This window comes from Parafrankia sp. EAN1pec (genome assembly GCF_000018005.1).
In the GTDB taxonomy this organism is placed as follows: Bacteria; Actinomycetota; Actinomycetes; order Frankiales; family Frankiaceae; genus Parafrankia; species Parafrankia soli.
Window position 1 is genome coordinate 4814865 of record NC_009921.1, and the last position, 19309, is coordinate 4834173.

Genomic DNA, 19309 nt, shown 5'->3' on the forward strand with positions numbered 1-19309 from the left:
GCGCCGGCCGGGCACGGGGCTCCGGTGCGCCCCGATCCGAGGCCCGTCGGCTTTGTCGCCCAGCAGACGGGCGGCTGCTGACTTGAACCAGACCTCCGTCTCCCACGACTTCTTCCAGGCCCTCCTTCAGGGAGTACCGCCGGGAGCGGTCTATGCCCTCGTCGCGTTGGGCTTCGTCCTGACGTACAAGACCTCGGGTGTTTTCAACCTTGCCTTCGGCGCCCAGGCCTATGTCTCGGCAGCCATGTACTTCAAGGCCCGGGTCATCTGGGAGTGGCCGACCGTCCCGTCGGTCATCCTCGCGGTCTTCGTGATGGCCCCGCTGATCGGGCTGATCCTCGAACGGCTGATCTTCCGGCCGCTGCGGACGGCACCGGCGGTGGCGCGGCTCGTCGTGGCCGCCGGCCTTGCGGTCGCGATTCCCTATCTGTTCGACATCCTGGCCGACTTCACCGCGGTCGCCGGCGTGACGCCGGTCGGTGTCGTTCCCGACGGCGCCAACGTCTTCTACGACCCGTTCGGGGTCTACGCGTACAGCCGCAACGAGCTCGTCAGCATGGGCGTCGCCCTGGTCGCGATGGCAGGGCTGGTCGCGCTGTTCCGCTTCAGCGCCATCGGCGTCCGCATGCGCGCGGTGGTCGAGAGCCCGAAGATGACCGAGCTCAACGGTATCCCCGCCGACCGGGTCTCGGCCCTGTCGTGGGCGCTGTCGTCGCTGTTTGCCGGTGTCGCCGGCGTGCTCATCGCGCCCCGCTTCAACACGCTCGCGGCCGCGGACTTCTTCAGCCTCATGGTGGTCGCGATCGCCGCGGCCGCGGTGGGCCGGCTGACGAGCCTGCCGAAGGCGATGGCCGGCGGCCTGCTGCTCGGCATCATCATCGCCCAGCTCAACACCTTCCTCCCGCGCTGGTCCGACGACCACGCCTGGGTCTCGACGATCCAGGACAACCTGACGCCGTCGGTGCCGTTCGTGGTGCTCTTCGGCGTCGTCGTGCTCGTCCCGAGCATCCGGCGCTCCCGGGAGACCGGTGACCCGCTGGCCGGGGTCGAGCCGCCGCCGCCGTCGCTCGGCGGCGAGGTGCGCGACCCGCGCCGGGCCCTGATCACGAGGCTGATCGGCTTCGCCGCGCTCGGCGTCGTCGCCATCGTGGTGCTGGCCCGCGGCGACCAGCTGTGGGTCTTCCTGGTGACGCAGGCCGTGGTGATCGGCATCATCTTCCTGTCGATCACCGTGATCACCGGCATGGCCGGCCAGATCTCGCTGTGCCAGGGGACGTTCGCCGCCATCGGGGCGTTCACGGTCTTCCAGCTCGTCGACCGCTACAACCTCTCGGTCCTGATGGCGGCGCTGATCGGCGCCGCCATCGCGGCCGTGGTCGGCGCGGTCCTGTCGCTGCCCATCCGCAAGCTGGGCGGCATCTGGACGGCGATCGCGACCCTGGCGTTCGCCTACTTCTTCGACGCCGTGTTGGTGAAGCTCTCCTGGATCGGTGGCGGGGACTCCGCGCTGCTGCAGGGCACCGCCGTGCCGCGCCCGGTCATCGGGCCCTGGGACCTGGCGGACGACAAGTACTACCTGGTGTTCGCCTCGGTGATCCTCATCGTGGTCGCCATGGTCGTCCTCCAGCTCCGCAAGGGTACCTTCGGCCGCACCCTCGTCGCCCTGCGCGGCAGCGAGGTCGGCGCCGAGTCGATCGGCATCTCCGCCGGCCGGGCCCGCCTGGTCGCCTTCGCGGTCTCCGCGTTCATCGCGGGACTCGGTGGCGCGCTGCTGGCGATCCAGCAGGAGAACGTCAACTACGGCACGAACTTCGTTCCCTTCGCCGCCCTGTTCTGGGTGGTGATCGTGGTGACGCTCGGCTCGCGCACGGTGCGCGGCGCGCTGAACGCCGCCGCGTCCTTCGCGGTGTTCGACCAGCTGATCCTCAAGGGGACGGTGTTCGCCTGGATCCTGCGCAGCCCGACCGCCATACCGGACTTCTTCCCGATCTCCGGCAAGTGGGTCTACGTGTTGTTCGGCCTGGCGGCCATCCAGTTCGCCCGGCATCCGGAGGGCCTGGTGGAGCGGCCGGCGAGCATGCCGAAGTTCATCACCAAGCTGGTGGCACTGGCCCGCCCCGCGACCCCGGCCGCGGTGCCGGTGGCCGTCGGCGCGGGCGCGGCGGGATCGGCTCCCGAGCCGGACACCACCACACCCACGGGCACCTCGGCGAAGGCGGCCGCGCCGCCCGCCGCGAAGCCCGCGGAGCCCGCACCCGAGGCACCACCCGCCGTGAAGTCGGAACCAGCGCCGAAGTCGGAACCAGCGCCGAAGTCGGAAGCCACCTCGACGGCGAAGCCGGCGGCGGCCACGGAAGCCGCTCCGGCGGCGGCGCAGCCCGCCGCCCCGGTTGCCACAGCTGAACCCGCGGCCGGTGACGGGTCGCCGAAGGCCGCGGCCAACGGAGGGTCTGAGCGTCCGGCGGCTTCCTCGCCCGCGCGGACGGAGGACGCGGTCTCGTGACCGTGGAACGTAGCGCGCAGGCCCCGTCCTTCAGGGCGGGGATAGCGCATCAACGACAGTGTGACAGGCAAAGGTGGTATCCTGTCAGCCATGGGGGGCAGGGTGGTGAAGCGGGCGTACCGTTACCGCTTCTACCCGACCCCAGAGCAGGCCGAGCAGCTCGCCCGCGCCTTCGGCTGCGTCCGCTACGTCTACAACTGGGCACTCGCCGAGCGGTCTCGCGCGTGGTTTCAGGAACGGTGTCGCATCACGCACGCCGAGACCGACAAGATGCTCACCGCGTGGAAACGGGACCCGGAGACGGCATGGCTCGCCGAGCCGTCGAAAGGACCCTTGCAGGCCACGCTACGGCACCTTCAGTCGGCGTTCGTGAACTTCTGGGAGAAGCGGGCCGGCTACCCGTCTTTCAAGAAGAAGGGCAAGACCCTCGAGTCGGCGACCTACTTCCGGAACTGCTTCAGCTACCGGAACGGCGCTGTCACCCTCGCCAAGCAGGACCGGCCGCTGGACATCGTCTGGTCGCGTCCGCTGCCCGACGGCGCGGACCCGTCGCAGGTGACGGTGTCGCGGAACGCCCGCGGCCAGTACCACATCTCGATCCTGGTCGAGGAGACCATCACCACCCTGCCTCCGACATCGGGGCAGGTGGGGATCGACGCGGGGATCACGAGTCTGGTCACTCTGTCGACCGGGGAGAAGGTCACCAACCCCCGGCACGAGCGTGCCGACCGGGCTCGGCTCGCACGCGCACAGTGGGAATTGTCCCGCAAGGAGAAGGGCTCAGCGAACCGGGCGAAAGCCCGCGCGAGGGTCGCGAAGGTCCACGGCCGTATCCGGGACCGTCGTCGGGATCATCTGCACAAGCTGTCCACGAGGATCATCCGCGAGAACCAAACGGTGGTCATCGAGGACCTGTCCGTCCGCAACATGGTCCGCAGCCATTCGCTCGCACGGGCGATCTCCGACGCATCGTGGTCGGAGCTGCGGACGATGCTGGAGTACAAGGCCGGCTGGTACAGCCGCACCGTGATCGCGATCGACCGTTTCTACCCGAGCAGCAAGACCTGTTCGGTGTGCGGGTCGATCGTCGAGAAGATGCCGTTGAACGTCCGGGAATGGGCCTGCCGCGGCTGCGGCACAGTCCACGACCGGGACGTGAATGCGGCGCGGAACATTCTGGCCGCGGGGCTCGCGGTGGCTGCCTGTGGAGATGGAGTGAGACCGCCTCGCTCCTGAAGCGAGGAGGCGTCCGTTGACGAAGCAGGAACCCGCATCGCGAGGTGCGGGAATCCCCGGCATTCATGCGGGGGAGGATGCCAATCGGGTACTGAAGGCACAGGGCGTCACCAAGCGGTTCGCCGGCATCACCGCCCTTGACGACGTCACCATGGAGATCGACGAGGGTGAGCGCGTCGGCCTGATCGGGCCGAACGGAGCGGGCAAGACCACGTTCTTCAACTGCCTGCTCGGCGTGCTGCAGACCGACGGCGGCACGGTGGAGATCGCCGGCAGGGACGTCACGGGCGCGCCGGCCTACCGGCGAGCCAAGGCGGGAATCGGCCGGACGTTCCAGCGGATCGAGCTGTTCCCGGACTGCACCGTCCGGGACCATCTCGTCATCGCCGAGCGGATCCGGCGCGGCGACGGCCGGCTGTGGAAGGACATCATCGGGCTCGGCCGGCCCCGGCCGGCCGAGGTCGCCCGCTGCGACGAGGTGCTCGAGCTGCTCGGCCTCGTCGAACTGGCCGAGGAGCCCATCGAACGGCTCAGCCTCGGCCAGGGCCGCCTCGTCGAGGTCGGGCGGGCGCTGATGACCGAACCGAAGCTCCTCCTCCTCGACGAGCCGTCGTCCGGCCTCGACCGGTCCGAGACCACGGCGCTGGCGAAGACCCTGGAGAAGGTCCAGAGCGCCCAGGGGTTCGCCATCCTGCTGGTCGAGCACGACGTCGAGCTGGTCACCAGCTTCACGACCCGCTCCTACGTCCTCGACTTCGGACGGCTGATCGCGCAGGGCCCGACGCGCGAGGTCATGGCGAGCAGCGAGGTCCGGGACGCCTACCTCGGCAACTTCGAGGTGGCCCAGTGACGTTCGAGGACGCGGTGACGTTCGAGGACGCGGTGACCGGGCGGCGGTTCGTCGGATGGCAGGCCGTCGAGGTGCGAGCGATCGAGGTGGCGCAGTGACTGAGACGACGTCGGCGACCGGGACGGCGCCGGTGGATGAGACGGCGCCGGCTGCCGGGGAGACGTCCGTGCCCCCGGTGCTCGAGTTCCGATCCGTCACCGCTGCCTACGGCCCGTTCCGGGCACTGTTCGGTGTCTCGTACACCCTGGCGCCCGGCGAGGCGCTCGCCCTCGTCGGCTCCAACGGGGTGGGCAAGACGACCGTCGCCCGGGTCGCCTCCGGCCTGGTGGTCCCCACCGAGGGATCCGTTCTCGTCGCCGGCAAGGACATGACCGGCTCCAAGCCGTACCGGTTCGCCCGGGCCGGCGTCGCGCACGCCACCGAGGGCCGCTCGGTGTTCGCGACGCTGACGGTGGAGGAGAACCTCTCGCTGTCGTTCCGGCGGGTCCGCGGCCGCCGCGGTGTCCGCAGCGGCCTCGAGCTGGCCTACGAGATGTTCCCGGTGCTCGGCCGGCGCCGCGGGCAGCTCGCGGGCAGCATGTCCGGTGGCGAGCAGCGGATGCTGTCGATGGCCCGGGTCATGGTGGAGATCCCGAAGGTCCTCGTGGCCGACGAGCTGTCGCTGGGCCTCGCGCCGATCATCGTCGCCGAGCTCTACGACACCCTTCGCCGGCTGCGCGGGGAGGGGACGTCGCTGCTCATCGTCGAGCAGCAGGTCGGCCACGCGCTGGACCTGTGTGACCGGGTGATCGTCCTCGACCACGGCTCGGTCTCCTGGACGGGCAGCAGCGCCGAGGCCACGGGAGTGGTCACGCAGGCCTTCGACCCGGTGCACTGACCCCGAAGGGGCTGCCGTGCGCGGGGTCGTGTCCGGCAGCCCGCTCTGGTCCTCAGACGGCCGGTTCCAACAGCCCGATCACCACTTTGCCGATGCCGTCGACGAAGGTGCGTCAGCGGCGGTGGCCGTGCCGGCCGAGGGACTCCACGGGGGTCGCGCCGTGGCGGGTCCACTGCGGCACGGGGCGGCTGGTCGGGCCCCAGGTGGCGTTCCCGTCCGCGTCCGAGCGCCAGAACCAGCACGAGCTGCGCCCCTCGGGCCAGCCCTCGGGGTTGTCCTCCCACGCCTCGCCGCGGCCGTAGGGTGTCATGTCGAGCAGGCCGAGGGACCCGTTGACCGGCTCGTTGCCACGGCCCGTCGTGGAGTAGGTGAGGAACACGCGGTCGCCGTCGCGCAGGAAGCAGGTGAGGTAACCCATGCTGCCGCCGACCGGCGCGTCCACGTCGCGCACCGAGTACCAGGGCTGGGTGTAGCCCATGAACTCGACGTAGGAGGCCACCTCGTCCCACCGGCCCGTGGTCAGGATGGCGAACGAGACGCCGCGGGCGTTGAGGTAGACAGCGTCCTTCAGGTGCCAGGCCGTGGTGGTGCAGCCCTCGCACTGCCCCTGGTGCGGCGCGCCGTCGTACCACATGTGCTTGTAGACCATGAGCTCGTCGCGGCCCTGGAACAGGTCCAGGAACGGGACCGGGCCGTCGGGTCCGACGACCTCGACCGTCCCGTCGAGCTCCACCATCGGCAGCCGGCGGCGGGCCGCGGCGAGGGCGTCGCCCTCACGGGTGTGGGCCTTCTCGCGGACCAGGAGCTCGTCACGGGCGGTCTGCCAGGTGGCTAGGTCAACGACGGGCGGGCGGCCGGGCAGCGCGGTGGTCGGGTCGTCCGGCGTGGTCGTCATGGTGTCCTCCATGGTGTCTCGTGCCGGGCAGCGTCGTACGACGTCCTACGACACGAGAACAGACCCGCGACTCGGCCGGAACTCATCGCGGCGGGGGCCCTCGGCCGAGGAACACTCGCGGGCTGCGAGCCCCTGGCGACCCGAGCGCACCCGCAGGCTGAACGCACCTCGCAAACTGAAAGCAGCTCTTACTTTGCGGAAGCGGGGGAGGGCCGGCCGTCCTCGTCCGGCCGGTCGCGCAGCCGCAGCGCGCTCGCGAAAAGTCTGGCGAGCTGGTCGGTGGCCTCGTCGAAGTCGCAGTCGACCAACCCCTGAACGAACCACATCTCGGCGAACCGGGAGACCATCGCGCCGAGCGCGTGCGCGGCGATCGCGGGGTCGACGTCCGGATCCGCCAGGCCGAGGAGCTGTAGCTGCCGGATCGAGCCGACGACGCGCTCCCGGTCGCGCTGCTGGTGCTCGAACCGCTCGTCGGTGAGATGGGCGTCGTAGCGGGACACCTGCTCGATCACCCCGATGATCCGCGCCTCCGCGCGGTAGCTCTCGAGGTAGGTGCGGATGCCCGCCCTGATCCGCTCCCGGGGGACCGCGGTCGAGGACGGCAGGAAGATCGACGTGCTCAGCGGAGCGTTCAGCAAGTCCGTCATCTCCATGGCGACCTCGCGGAAGATCTGCTCCTTGGAGTCGAAGTAGTGGTAGAACGACCCGTGGGAAAGCCCGGCCTGCTCGGCGATGTCCGAGATCCGGGCCTCGAGGAAACCGTCCTTCTCGAAGACGGCCTTGGCCGCGTCGAGCAGCCGTGCGCGCGTCGCGGCGCCCTTGCGCGAGCGAGGCCCGTTCGGCTTCTCGCGATCAACCGGCGCGGCCGTCGACAATTCCTTCTCCTATTCGTGCGGTATCCGTGCCCGTGTGGTATATCGGAGCGATATTCGGGCGGCCCGACCGTGTCGGTGCTGTTTCGGCGCGGTGCCGTATCGGCGCTTGCCGTATCGGCGGGATGTTGTATGGCGGGATGTTGTATGGCGGGGTGTCGTAACGGTCTCGGAGGTATGCGTGGTGGCCAGGTGTGCCGACCATACTAGCCGGTGATCGGCTATAGAGCCTGTTCCGTCGATCAACCGGTGTGTACCGGAGTGTGTCCCCTCCGCCCGCCGGCCTCGGGGGCGTGGGTCTGCTGAGCGGCTTCCGGCCCACCCACTGGGCGTCCGGCGGCCCGTCCACCGGACGGCGGGGCGCCGGCGCGCCCGGGCGGTCCGGGCCCGGGTCCGGGTCCGGGGCCGGCTGGCGCCGGACGGCAGGTCCGCGTGAGGCCACTGCTACACCGTCCGCCCTGGTGGCGGCACCTGCCACGTCGTCGACCGAGCCGGGAGTGCAGCGATGCGGACAGTCGTTGTCGGATCGTCGAGTGGGCTGGGCCGTCGAGTGGGCTGGGCCGGTGCATCGGCATCGGTCTTGCGTAGCGCGGCGAGCGGACGGCCTTACTCGCCAGGCGCCGCGGCCGGCTCGTCGAAGCCGCCGAGGAGGCGGGTCCGGGAACGCTCGCCATCGAGTGTGACGTGACGCGGGAGGAGTCCTGCCAGGAGGCGAGCACTGAGGCGGCAAAGGGCCTCGGCGGTATCGACGCCCTGGTCTACACACCGGCTGTGGGCCCGCTCGCCCGGCTCACCGATGTCGATGCCGAGACCTGGCGGCGCGCTTTCGACACGAATGTGATCGGCGCGGCGCGGATCACCGCCGCGGCGATTCCCTGTCTCACCGAGTCCGGCGGAACGGGGCGTATCTTTCGACGGTGAGCGCCTCGTCGACGGATCCATGGCCGGGTCTGGGCTCCTACGCGGTGAGCAAGACGGCGCTCGACAAGTGATCGAGGCTTGGCGGGTCGAGCATCCTGCGGTCGGATTCACCCGGGTCGTCGTCGGAAACTGCTCCGGCGGCGAGGGAAATTCGATGACGGAGTTCTCCTCCGGTGGGAACGCGGCCTCGCGGCCGAGATGCATCCGGTCTGGGTTGCCCACGGCTACCTGACCCCCTGCTGCCCCCGACGAACTCGTCCGCGTCGTCCACGCCGTGCTGCGCAACGGGGCCGCCACAAGAGTCCCCTCGGTCGTGGCGGCCCCCGCTGACAGCCGCCCGCCGGCTGCCCGCCCGCGTCGAGATCTGGCAGACTTTCCCCATGCCGCCGGTCCGTTCCGAGACCCAGCCCGCCGGCCCGGCACGGCCGCGCCGCGGTGGCAGGCCCACCCTCGACGAGACGGCGAGGCTCGACGACGCCGTCCGCGACAGCGCCCTGCGGCTGTTTCTTGAGCACGGCTACGAGGGCACCTCGATGGACGCGATCGCCCGCGCGGCCGGCACGACCAAGGCCTCGCTCTACGCCCGCTTCACCAGCAAGGAAGAGGTCTTCTGCTCGGTCCTCGAGTGGGCGACGCTGCGCCGTGACTGGCCGACGCCGGACCCGGAACCGCCGGACCTCGACGACCTGGAGGGGGCGCTGACGGCGATCGCGCAGACCGCGCTGAGCCGCGCCCTCGACCCGTCGATGGTCAGGCTCGGGCGGATCGCCATCGCCCACGCCTCCCGGTTCCCCGAGCTCGCCCGCCGCACCCACGCAGCCGGCGCCTTCCCACGCCGGCTGCTCGTGGTCGAGCTGCTGAACCGGCACGCGGCCACCGGAGCGATCGCCGCGGACGACCCCGAGATCCTCGCCGAGCATTTCCTCGGCATGGTCTCCGCGGCACCGGCCCGGTTGGCCTCGTTCGGCATCGTCCGCGACCCCGCGCTGCTGGAGCGCCACACCCAGGTCGCGGTCCGCCTCTTCCTTCGCAGCCTGCGCCCGGACTGACGTCCCCACCGGCCGAGGCCCGCTCCAACGCGTGTTGCCGCAACAGCGCATGGAGTGGCTGACGCAACTCGCCTCGGCTGCCGTCGTCCCCCGGAACGGGCCGGCAAAGCTGCGGAAGTCGGCACCGCTCGACAGGGGGGCTCGCGACCGCTAGCCTCCGTCGCATGTTAGTCGACGCTAACATCGACCGCCCGGTGCCCGGGGGGCGCGCGGAGCCCGCCGAGCCGCTCCGGACGTTGGTCGATGCCAAGGGCGATCCCGCCCGTCACAACGCCGCCGCGTTCGCGGACCTCGTCGAGGAACTGCGGGGCCGGCTGGCCAGCACGGCGCTGGGCGGGTCCGAGGCCGCCCGCCGCCGGCATGTCGAGCGCGGCAAGCTGCTGCCCCGCGACCGTCTCGACACGCTGCTCGACCGCGGCAGCCCGTTCCTCGAGCTCTCTCCGCTGGCCGCCGACGGGATGTACGACAGCGAGGCGCCAGGCGCGGGAATCATCACCGGGGTCGGCCGGGTCTCGGGCCGCGAGTGCGTCGTGGTGGTCAACGACGCCACCGTCAAGGGCGGCACCTACTACCCGACTACGGTGAAGAAGCACCTGCGCGCCCAGGAGGTCGCGCTGCACAACCAGCTGCCGTGCGTCTACCTGGTCGACTCCGGTGGCGCGTTCCTGCCCCGGCAGGACGAGGTGTTCCCGGACCGCGAGCACTTCGGCCGGATCTTCTTCAACCAGGCGACCATGTCGGCCCGGGGCATCGCCCAGATCGCCGCCGTGCTCGGGTCGTGCACCGCCGGTGGGGCGTACGTCCCGGCGATGAGCGACGAGGCGGTGATCGTCCGCAACCAGGGAACGATCTTCCTCGGTGGCCCGCCGCTGGTGAAGGCGGCGACCGGCGAGGTCGTCAGCGCGGAGGACCTCGGCGGCGGCCTGCTGCACTCGCGGAAGTCCGGTGTCACCGACCACCTGGCCGCCGACGACACCGACGCACTGACGATCGTGCGGCGCATCGTCGCCGGCCTCGGGCCGCGCGCGCCGCGCCCGTGGGACGTCACCCCGACCGAGGAACCGCTGTACCCGACCTCGGAGCTCTACTCGGTCGTGCCGGCGGATCCGCGCACGCCCTACGACGTCCGCGAGGTGATCGCCCGGCTGGTGGACGGCAGCAGGTTCGCGGAGTTCAAGAAGGAGTACGGCTCGACGCTGGTCACCGGGGTCGCCCGGCTGCACGGGCATCCGGTCGGCATCATCGCCAACAACGGGGTGCTGTTCGGCGAGTCGGCGCTCAAGGGCGCCCACTTCATCGAGCTGTGCGACCGCCGGAGCATCCCGCTGCTGTTCCTGCAGAACATCACCGGCTTCATGGTCGGCCGGGACTACGAGGCCGGCGGCATCGCCAAGCACGGCGCGAAGATGGTCACCGCGGTGGCCTGCGCCCGGGTGCCGAAGTTCACCGTGGTGATCGGCGGGTCGTTCGGCGCCGGCAACTACTCGATGTGCGGCCGGGCCTACTCGCCGCGCTTCCTGTGGACGTGGCCGAACGCCCGGATCTCGGTGATGGGCGGCGACCAGGCGGCCGCCGTGCTCTCGACCGTCCGCCGCGACGCCGTCGAGGCCCGTGGCGGCGAGTGGTCCGCCGAGGAACAGGCGGCCTTCGAGGCGCCGATCCGCGAGCAGTACGAACAGCAGGGCAACCCCTACTACGCCACCGCCCGGCTCTGGGACGACGGCGTCATCGACCCGGCGGACACCCGCACCGTGCTGGGCCTGGCGCTCTCGGCGGCGGCGAACGCGCCGCTGGAACCGGTCGGCTACGGCGTCTTCCGGATGTGAGGGTCGATGTTCCACACGGTGCTCGTCGCCAACCGGGGTGAGATCGCGGTCCGGGTCATCCGGACCCTGCGTGAGCTCGGCGTCCGCTCGGTGGCGGTGTTCTCCGACGCCGACGCGGGCGCCCGGCACGTGACCGAGGCGGACGTCGCGGTGCGCCTCGGCCCGGCCCGCGCGCTCGACTCCTACCTCAACATCGAGCGGGTGCTCGCCGCCGCGGCGGCGACCGGGGCGCAGGCGGTGCACCCCGGCTACGGCTTCCTCGCCGAGAACCCGGTGTTCGCGCAGGCCTGCGCCGATGCCGGTGTGGTGTTCGTGGGCCCGTCCGCGCGGGTCGTCGAGCTGATGGGCAACAAGATCGCGGCCAAGCGCACCGTTGCCGCGGCCGGCGTCCCGGTCGTGCCTGGCCGCGTCGAGCCGGGGATGTCCGACGCCGACCTGGTCGCGGCCTCGACCGAGATCGGCTACCCGGTGCTGGTCAAGCCGGCCGCCGGCGGCGGCGGCAAGGGCATGCGGCTCGTGCGCGAGCCCGCCGCGCTCGCCGAGGCGCTGCGCTCGGCCCGCCGGGAGGCCGCCGCGTCCTTCGGCGACGACACGCTGTTCGTCGAGCGGTTCGTCGACACCCCCCGGCACATCGAGGTGCAGATCCTCGCCGACACCCACGGCAACGTGATCCACCTCGGCGAGCGGGAGTGCAGCCTGCAGCGCCGCCACCAGAAGATCGTCGAGGAGGCGCCGTCGGTGCTGCTCGACGCCGCAACCCGGGCGCGCATCGGCGGTGCGGCTGTCGACGTCGCCGCCGCCGTCGGGTATGTCGGCGCCGGCACGGTCGAGTTCGTCGTGGGCACCGACCGGCCTGACGAGTTCTTCTTCATGGAGATGAACACCCGGCTGCAGGTCGAGCACCCGGTGACCGAGCTGGTCACCGGCGTCGACCTGGTCGCCGAGCAGCTGCGGGTCGCCGCCGGCGAGCCGCTGCGGATCACCCAGGACGAGGTGCGCCTGACCGGTCACGCCGTCGAGGCCCGGGTGTACGCCGAGGATCCGGCCCGCGGCTTCCTGCCCACCGGCGGGGACGTCCTCGTCCTACGGGAGCCGGCGGGCGCGGGGGTACGCACGGACTCGGGCCTGCGGGCGGGTACGGAGGTCGCCGCCACCTACGACCCGATGCTGGCCAAGATCGTCGCCTGGGCGCCGGACCGGGCGGGTGCGCTGGCCCGCCTCGACGCCGCGCTCGCGGGCACCACGCTGCTGGGCGTCACCACGAACATCGGCTTCCTGCGCCGCCTGATCGGCCATCCCGACACCCGTTCCGGTCGCCTCGACACCGGTCTGGTCGAGCGGCACCTCGAAGCACTCACTGATCCCGCCGGGCAGGGCCTGCCCGGCGAGCCCACGGCGGACGACGCCCTGGAGGTGTTCGGGCTGGTCGGCGCGGTCGGGATGGTGCCGACCGGATCGGTCGTCGACCCCTGGGACGTGCCGTCGGGCTGGCGGCTGGGCGAACGGGCCTGGTCGCGCTGGTCGGTCGCCGCTCCCGGCGGGGCCGGGGGTTCGCCGGCACGCGAGGTCGCGGTGCAACGCGCCGCCGACGGCCGGCTGCTGGTCCGCCTGGACGGCGGCGGGCCACGCGCGGCCGAGCTCGACTGGCTGCCCGCGCCCACCCCGGGTCAGCCCGCGGACGCGCTGGTCACGGTCGACGGCCGGACCAGGCGGTGGCAGGTGGCCGCGAGCGGGAGCACGATCTGGGTGGGGGCCGACGGGTTCACCTGGGCGCTCGCGGAGCGGCGGGCGGAGGGCGGCGCCGACGCGGCGGCCGGCGAGCACAGCGGCGAGGCGCGCAGCCCGATGCCGGGCACCGTCGTCGACGTGCGGGCGGCCCCCGGCGACGTCGTCGAGCCCGGTGCCCCGCTGGTGGTCGTCGAGGCCATGAAGATGGAGCACACCGTGGTCGCGGCGGTCGCCGGCCAGGTGAAGGACGTCCTCGTCCGGGTCGGCGACTCGGTCGCGCTGGACGCGCTGCTCGCGGTCGTCGAGCCGGCGCCCGACGGGGTGGCGGACGGAGCCGGGGCGGCCGACGGGCCCGCGGGAGCGGCCGATGCCCCAGCCTGATCCGCGCCGGCCCGACCCGTACCGGCCCGACGCGCGCCAGCCAGGTGGGCTCCAGCCGGACGTCCACCGGGCGGACGGCCTGCCCGAGTCGGTGACGATCTACGAGGTGGGCCCTCGCGACGGGCTGCAGAACGAGGCCTCGGTCGTCGACGTGGCGGTCAAGGCGGAGTTCGTCCGGCGGCTCGCCGGCGCCGGGCTGCGGGCGATCGAGACGACGAGCTTCGTCCCGGCGGCCTGGGTTCCGCAGCTCGCCGACGCGGCGGAGCTGCTGGAGCTGCTGGGCCCGCCGCCGCGGGGCGCCCGGCGGCCGGTGCTGGTCCCGAACACGCGGGGGCTGGAACGGGCCCTGGCGGCCGGGGCCGGCGAGATCGCGGTTTTCGGCAGCGCCACCGAGACCTTCGCGCGGCGCAACCTCAACCGCACGGTCGACGAGTCGCTGGCGATGTTCGAGCCGGTGGTGACGGCGGCCCGGGCCCGGGGCCTGGCGGTCCGCGGCTACCTGTCGATGTGCTTCGGCGACCCGTGGGAGGGCGCCGTCCCGCCCGGGCAGGTCGCCGCGATCGCCCGGCGCCTGGTCGACCTCGGTGTTGACGAACTGTCGCTGGGCGACACCATTGGAGTGGCCACCCCCGGCCACGTCGAGGCCCTGCTCGCCGAGCTGGCCGCGGCCGGGATCGGCCCGGGGACCCTCGCGGTGCACTTCCACGACACCTACGGCCAGGCTCTCGCCAACACCCTTGCCGCGCTGCGCGCCGGGGTGCGCACGGTCGACTCGTCCGCGGGCGGCCTCGGCGGCTGTCCGTACGCGAGGAGCGCGACCGGCAACCTCGGCACCGAGGACCTCGTCTGGATGCTGCACGGCCTCGGCGTCGGCACCGGCGTCGACCTCGGGGCGCTGGTGCGCACCAGCGTGTGGATGGGGGAGCGGCTGGGCCGGCCGAGCCCGTCACGAGTCGTGCACGCGCTGGCAGCGCGGCTCGCCGAGGACGGTCTCGCCGAGGACGGTGCCACGGCGGACGGATGTAGTGAAGCAGGAGAAGGAGACGGGCCATGCCTGACAGCCGGCTGAGTGAAGAGCACGAGACCCTGCGCAAGACGGTCGAGGAGTTCGCCCGGGAGGTGGTCGCCCCGGCGGCCGCCGGGCACGACGAGGCGAAGACCTTCCCGTACGAGATCATCGCGCAGATGGCCGAGATGGGCCTGTTCGGCCTGCCGTTCCCGGAGTCCTATGGCGGCCAGGGCGCCGACTACTTCGCGCTCTGCCTGGCGATCGAGGAGCTGGCGCGGGCCGACTCGTCGGTGGCGATCACCCTCGAGGCCGGGGTGGGCCTGGGGGCGATGCCGATCTACCGGTTCGGTACCGAGGCGCAGCGTGAGGAGTGGCTGCCGGTACTGGCCAGCGGCCGCGCGCTGGGTGCCTTCGGGCTGACCGAGCCGGGCGCCGGCAGCGACGCCGGCGGCACCCGCACCACGGCCCAGCTCGTCGGTGACGAATGGGTGATCAACGGGTCGAAGGCGTTCATCACGAACTCCGGGACGGACATCACCCGGGTGGTGACAGTGACCGCGGTGACCGGGGAGCCGGTGAACGGCCGGCCGCAGATCTCCTCGATCATCGTCCCGGTGCCGACGCCGGGCTTCAGCGCGGGCGCGCCCTACTCGAAGGTCGGCTGGCACGCCTCGGACACCCGGCCGCTGTCGTTCCAGGACGTGCGGGTCCCGGCGGAGAACCTGCTCGGTGAGCGGGGCCGCGGATACGCGAACTTCCTGTCCATTCTCGACGAGGGCCGCATCGCCATCTCAGCGCTTTCCGTCGGCCTGGCGCAGGCCTGCGTGGACGAGAGCGTGAAGTACGCCAAGGAACGGGAGGCGTTCGGCGCGCCGATCGCCCGAAACCAGGCCATCGCGTTCAAGCTCGCCGAGATGGAGACCCGGACCTACGTAGCCCGGACGGCCTATTACGACGCCGCGTGGCGGATGCTCGCTGGCCTGCCTTTCAAGAAGGAGGCGGCGATGGCGAAGCTGTTCTCCTCCGAGGCGGCGGTGACGAACGCCCGCGAGGCGACCCAGATCCACGGCGGGTACGGATTCATGAACGAGTACCCGGTGGCACGGCACTGGCGCGACTCCAAGATTCTCGAAATCGGTGAGGGCACCAGCGAGGTGCAGAAGATGCTGATCGCGCGCCACCTCGGCGTCTGACGGACGGAGCAGCCAGCTGTGAAGCGGATTGTCGAAGCGATCATGGCCGGCGACGCGCGTTCGCCGGAGCGGCGGGCGGAGTTCGCGGCGTTGGCGGTGCCGGAGTCGTACCGGGGTGTGGTGGTGCGCAAGTCCGAGGTGGGGATGTTCGAGGGGCGGGTGTCGCGGGACAAGGATCCGCGGGAGTCGTTGCATGTGGATGAGGTGGCGACACCGGAGTTGGGGCCGGGTGAGGCGCTGGTGGCGGTGATGGCGTCGTCGGTGAACTACAACACGGTGTGGACGTCGATTTTCGAGCCGTTGTCGACGTTCGGGTTCCTGGAGCGGTACGGGCGGTCGTCTCCGTTGGCGAAGAAGCATGACCAGCCGTATCACGTGGTGGGGTCGGATCTGGCGGGGGTGGTGCTGCGGACGGGGCCGGGAGTACACGCGTGGCACCCGGGGGATGAGGTGGTGGCGCACTGTCTGTCGGTGGAGTTGGAGCGTCCCGAGGGTCACAACGACACGATGCTGGATCCGGAGCAGCGGATCTGGGGGTTCGAGACGAATTTCGGTGGTCTTGCGGAGCTGGCGTTGGTGAAGGCGAACCAGTTGATGCCGAAGCCGGGGCATTTGAGTTGGGAGGAGGCGGCGGCGCCGGGGTTGGTGAACTCGACGGCGTACCGGCAGCTGGTGTCGCGTAACGGGGCGAACATGAAGCAGGGCGACGTCGTACTGATCTGGGGAGCATCAGGAGGACTGGGGTCCTACGCCACGCAGATGGCGTTGCGCGGCGGGGCGATCCCGGTGTGTGTGGTGTCCTCGCCGGAGAAGGCGGCGATCTGCCGGGCGATGGGCGCGGAACTGGTGATCGACCGGGCGGCGGAGGGGTACCGGTTCTGGTCGGACGAGCGGACGCAGGACCCACGGGAGTGGAAGCGCCTCGGACGGCGGATCCGGGAGCTGACCGGTGGGGAGGACCCGGACATCGTCTTCGAGCATCCGGGCCGGGAGACGTTCGGCGCGTCGGTGTACGTGGCACGTCGCGGTGGGACGGTGGTGACGTGCGCGTCGACGAGCGGGTTCATGCACGAATACGACAACCGGTACCTGTGGATGAACCTCAAGAGCATCATCGGGTCGCATTTCGCGAACTACCGGGAGGCGTGGGAGGCGAACCGTCTGGTGGCGCGGGGGATGGTGCATCCGACGTTGTCGAAGGTGTATCCGCTGGCCCAGACGGGGCAGGCGGCGCTCGATGTGCACCGCAATGCCCATCAGGGGAAGGTCGGGGTGCTGTGTCTGGCGCCGGAGGAGGGGCTGGGGGTTCGTGACGAGGAGACCCGGGCTCGTCACCTCACCGCCATCAACCGCTTCCGCGGCGTGTAGGAGCGGCGCCGCGCCCGCCGGCCGGGCGTCGCGGCCGAGTGCGCGTCGTGGGCGGGCGGGGCTGGTAGCCTGCGAGTTGGGAGGAGTGTTCCGGTGCCAGCAGAAATCGTCCGGTCCGCCCCGGGCGAGCGGCCCGCCTCCGGCCAGGCCAAGAGCCGCCAGCCGCCAGCCGCTGCCCGGAACGCCAACTCCGGAGCCCATCCCGATTCCGTCGCGCATTCAGACTCGGGCCGGGGCGCCGGCAAGAGCAGTGAATCCGGTCGGAACAGCGATGCCGGTGGGTCCGCTGTCACGAGCCCGGCCGAACCGCGCGTCAGGGCGCGCACCCCGGCCCGGGCAACCCGGCGCGACGAACTGCTGCGGGCGGCCGCCCGGCTGTTCGCCGAACGCGGTTTCCGCGGCGTGGGCATCGAGCAGATCGGCGCCGCCGTCGGCATCCGCGGCCCGGGAATCTACCGGCACTTCCCCAGCAAGGACGCGGTGCTCGTCGAGCTGCTCGTCGGCATCAGCCAGCACCTGCTCGATGCGGCCCGCGAGGCCCGCCGGGTCGGCGCCTCCGCCCTGGAGACCCTCGACCTGCTCGTCCGCGGGCACGTCGAGTTCGCGCTCGACAACCCAGACCTGATCGTCATCCACGACCGCGACCTGTGGAGCCTGCCGGAGCCGGCCGAGCGCGAGGTCCGCAGGCTGCAGCGGGCCTATGTCGAGCAGTGGGTGGACGTCCTGCGGCAGGTGCGGCCCGAGCTCGACGCGCCGACCGCGCGGGCGCGTACCCATGCGCTGTTCGGTCTGATCAACTCCACCCCACACAGCGCGACCGATCTACAGCGGGCCGAGATGGCCGTGATGCTGCACACGATGGCGCTGGGCGCCGCCCGCGGCTGAGCAGCCTTCGCGCCGGGCCGGCTTCTGTCGTGCGGGGCAAATCCGTCGCAATCGGAAATGCGGTGACGGTGATGGATGGAATGGTGCGGGCGGGTGGCGGACCGCGGGCCGCCGGCCGCATTCCGTCATCGCAGTTCTTGCGCCCGGAAGCGCGCTTCTCTACGTTGCGTTGAGGTGGCCGGTACGGCGCGGTCGCGACCTGCAGGGGCGACGGCGCCCGAGCCGCACCGGTCAGGGATGCGATCGCGTCGGCGGTCGACGCCCAGGTGACGGGCGGACATCAGCGGGAATTCGGCTGGAGGAGTGTATCGATGCCCCAGGGAGCTGCGGCCGCGCCGTTGACCGTCGCGGTGGTCGGATCCGGTCCGTCGGGCTTCTACGCGGCGGCCTCGCTGCTGGAACAGCACGACGTACCGGTCCGGGTGGACATGTACGAGCGGCTGGCCACGCCGTGGGGCCTGGTGCGTTCCGGAGTCGCCCCCGATCATCCGAAGATAAAGGCGGTGTCCAGCGTGTACGCGGCGATCGCCGCGCACGAGAACTTCCGCTTCTTCGGCAATGTGGACGTCGGCAAGGACGTCACGCGTGAGGAGCTGACCGCGCGCTACGACGCCGTCCTGTACGCCGTCGGCGCGCAGACGGACCGGCGCCTCGGGATCCCCGGTGAGGACCTGCCCGGCAGCGAGTCCGCGGTCGACTTCGTCGGCTGGTACAACGGGCACCCCGACTACGCGCACCTCACCTTCGACCTCAGCGGCGAGCGCGGGGTCGTGATCGGCGCCGGCAACGTCGCCCTCGACGTCGCCCGCATCCTCTGCTCGCCGCACGAGCGGCTGTCCCGCACCGACATCGCCGACCACGCCCTCGACGCACTGCGCGCCTGCGCGCTCAAGGAGGTCCTGGTCGTCGGGCGCCGCGGCGCCGCGCAGGCGGCCTTCACGACCGCGGAACTCAAGGAGCTGCCCGAGTTCACCGAGTCCGGGGTGGACGTCGACCCGGCCGAGGTCGCCGAGCAGGAGGGCGAGGAGGCGCTGTCCCGCCTGGTCAAGCGCAACCTGGCGGTGATGCGCGGGTACGCGCAGAACCCGGTGCCCGCGGGCGCGCGCCGGGTGGCGCTGCGCTTCCAGCGCACCCCGCTGGAGATCCGCGGAGACGGCCGGGTCGAGGAGATCGTGTTCGCCCGCAATGCGCTGAAGGTCGGCGACGACGGCTGGGTCAGCGCCGTCGACACCGGTGAGCGGGAGACCGTCCCGACCAGCCTGGTGCTGCGCGCCGTCGGCTACAAGGGCCGGTCGATCGAGGGGCTGCCGTTCGACGACCGCCGCGGGGTCATCCCGAATGTGAACGGGCGGGTCGAGGGCGTCGAGCGCGAGTACGTGGCCGGCTGGATCAAGCGCGGCCCGACCGGGATCATCGGCACGAACAAGAAGTGCGCCGGCGAGACCGTCGCGCGGCTGCTCGCGGACGTCGCCGACGGCACGCTGCGCCGCCACGACCGGGGCGCCGCGTTCGACCCGGTCGGTGAGATCGACACCTGGCTGCGCGGCCGCCAGCCGCACCTCGTCACCGAGGAGGGCTGGCGGCTGATCGACTCCGTCGAGCGCTCCTCGGGGGAGTCCGCCGGCCGGCCGCGTGTCAAGCGCGTCCTCACCGACGAGCTGCTCGACATCGCGCTGGAGCGCCGGATCGCCTCGTGACGGCGTTCGACACATGACG

At 71.6% G+C, this 19309-nt stretch carries 14 protein-coding genes and 1 pseudogene; 13 read left to right on the top strand and 2 right to left on the bottom strand.

What is annotated here, in order from left to right; all coding sequences use genetic code 11:
• Window positions 1-82: 82 nt before the first annotated feature.
• From FRANEAN1_RS19595 to FRANEAN1_RS19610, 4 genes are all read left to right on the top strand, one after another.
• Entirely contained in the window at window positions 83-2503 is a 2421-nt protein-coding gene (locus tag FRANEAN1_RS19595; RefSeq protein ID WP_157472717.1) for an ABC transporter permease, read from the top strand.
• Window positions 2504-2593: 90 nt separating this feature from the next.
• Entirely contained in the window at window positions 2594-3739 is a 1146-nt protein-coding gene (locus FRANEAN1_RS19600; RefSeq protein WP_041254402.1) for an RNA-guided endonuclease TnpB family protein, read from the top strand.
• Window positions 3740-3755: 16 nt separating this feature from the next.
• Window positions 3756-4589, top strand: a complete 834-nt coding sequence (locus tag FRANEAN1_RS19605; RefSeq protein WP_020461562.1) for an ATP-binding cassette domain-containing protein — start codon at window positions 3756-3758, stop codon at window positions 4587-4589.
• Between the two features lie 94 nt (window positions 4590-4683).
• On the top strand, window positions 4684-5466 hold the full coding sequence (locus FRANEAN1_RS19610) for an ABC transporter ATP-binding protein (RefSeq protein WP_020461563.1): 783 nt from the start codon (window positions 4684-4686) through the stop codon (window positions 5464-5466).
• Between the two features lie 112 nt (window positions 5467-5578).
• On the opposite strand, the gene FRANEAN1_RS19615 is transcribed toward FRANEAN1_RS19610, so the two are convergent.
• Together FRANEAN1_RS19615 and FRANEAN1_RS19620 are read right to left on the bottom strand one after the other, a co-directional pair.
• A complete protein-coding gene (locus FRANEAN1_RS19615) occupies window positions 5579-6361 on the bottom strand; it encodes a DUF899 domain-containing protein (protein ID WP_020461564.1) in 783 nt (260 codons plus the stop codon).
• 188 nt (window positions 6362-6549) lie between these two features.
• Entirely contained in the window at window positions 6550-7236 is a 687-nt protein-coding gene (locus FRANEAN1_RS19620; RefSeq protein WP_020461565.1) for a TetR/AcrR family transcriptional regulator, read from the bottom strand.
• A gap of 522 nt (window positions 7237-7758) precedes the next feature.
• On the opposite strand from FRANEAN1_RS19620, the pseudogene FRANEAN1_RS43715 reads away from it, so the two are divergent.
• The 9 genes and pseudogenes from FRANEAN1_RS43715 to FRANEAN1_RS19665 all read left to right on the top strand — a co-directional run.
• A pseudogene (locus tag FRANEAN1_RS43715) lies at window positions 7759-8482 on the top strand (SDR family oxidoreductase); the annotation flags it as partial.
• Between the two features lie 52 nt (window positions 8483-8534).
• Window positions 8535-9203 carry a TetR/AcrR family transcriptional regulator gene (locus tag FRANEAN1_RS19630; RefSeq protein WP_020461568.1) on the top strand — a complete coding sequence of 223 codons (669 nt, stop codon included), beginning with the start codon at window positions 8535-8537 and terminating at the stop codon, window positions 9201-9203.
• Window positions 9204-9367: 164 nt separating this feature from the next.
• Window positions 9368-11029 (top strand): carboxyl transferase domain-containing protein, encoded by a 1662-nt coding sequence (locus FRANEAN1_RS19635; RefSeq protein WP_020461569.1) that lies wholly within the window; start codon window positions 9368-9370, stop codon window positions 11027-11029.
• Window positions 11030-11035: 6 nt separating this feature from the next.
• Entirely contained in the window at window positions 11036-13138 is a 2103-nt protein-coding gene (locus FRANEAN1_RS19640) for a biotin carboxylase N-terminal domain-containing protein (RefSeq protein ID WP_020461570.1), read from the top strand.
• Window positions 13125-14207 (top strand): hydroxymethylglutaryl-CoA lyase, encoded by a 1083-nt coding sequence (locus FRANEAN1_RS19645; RefSeq protein WP_020461571.1) that lies wholly within the window; start codon window positions 13125-13127, stop codon window positions 14205-14207. Before FRANEAN1_RS19640 ends, FRANEAN1_RS19645 begins: the two co-directional genes overlap by 14 nt.
• Window positions 14189-15340: an acyl-CoA dehydrogenase family protein gene (locus FRANEAN1_RS19650; RefSeq protein WP_020461572.1), complete on the top strand. Its 1152-nt coding sequence runs from the start codon at window positions 14189-14191 to the stop codon at window positions 15338-15340. Before FRANEAN1_RS19645 ends, FRANEAN1_RS19650 begins: the two co-directional genes overlap by 19 nt.
• An 18-nt stretch (window positions 15341-15358) precedes the next feature.
• Window positions 15359-16708 carry a crotonyl-CoA carboxylase/reductase gene (ccrA, locus tag FRANEAN1_RS19655; RefSeq protein WP_020461573.1) on the top strand — a complete coding sequence of 450 codons (1350 nt, stop codon included), beginning with the start codon at window positions 15359-15361 and terminating at the stop codon, window positions 16706-16708.
• Window positions 16709-16801: 93 nt separating this feature from the next.
• Window positions 16802-17593 (top strand): TetR/AcrR family transcriptional regulator, encoded by a 792-nt coding sequence (locus FRANEAN1_RS19660; RefSeq protein WP_347176678.1) that lies wholly within the window; start codon window positions 16802-16804, stop codon window positions 17591-17593.
• Window positions 17594-17904: 311 nt separating this feature from the next.
• Entirely contained in the window at window positions 17905-19290 is a 1386-nt protein-coding gene (locus FRANEAN1_RS19665; protein ID WP_020461575.1) for an FAD-dependent oxidoreductase, read from the top strand.
• The last annotated feature ends 19 nt before the right edge of the window (window positions 19291-19309 follow it).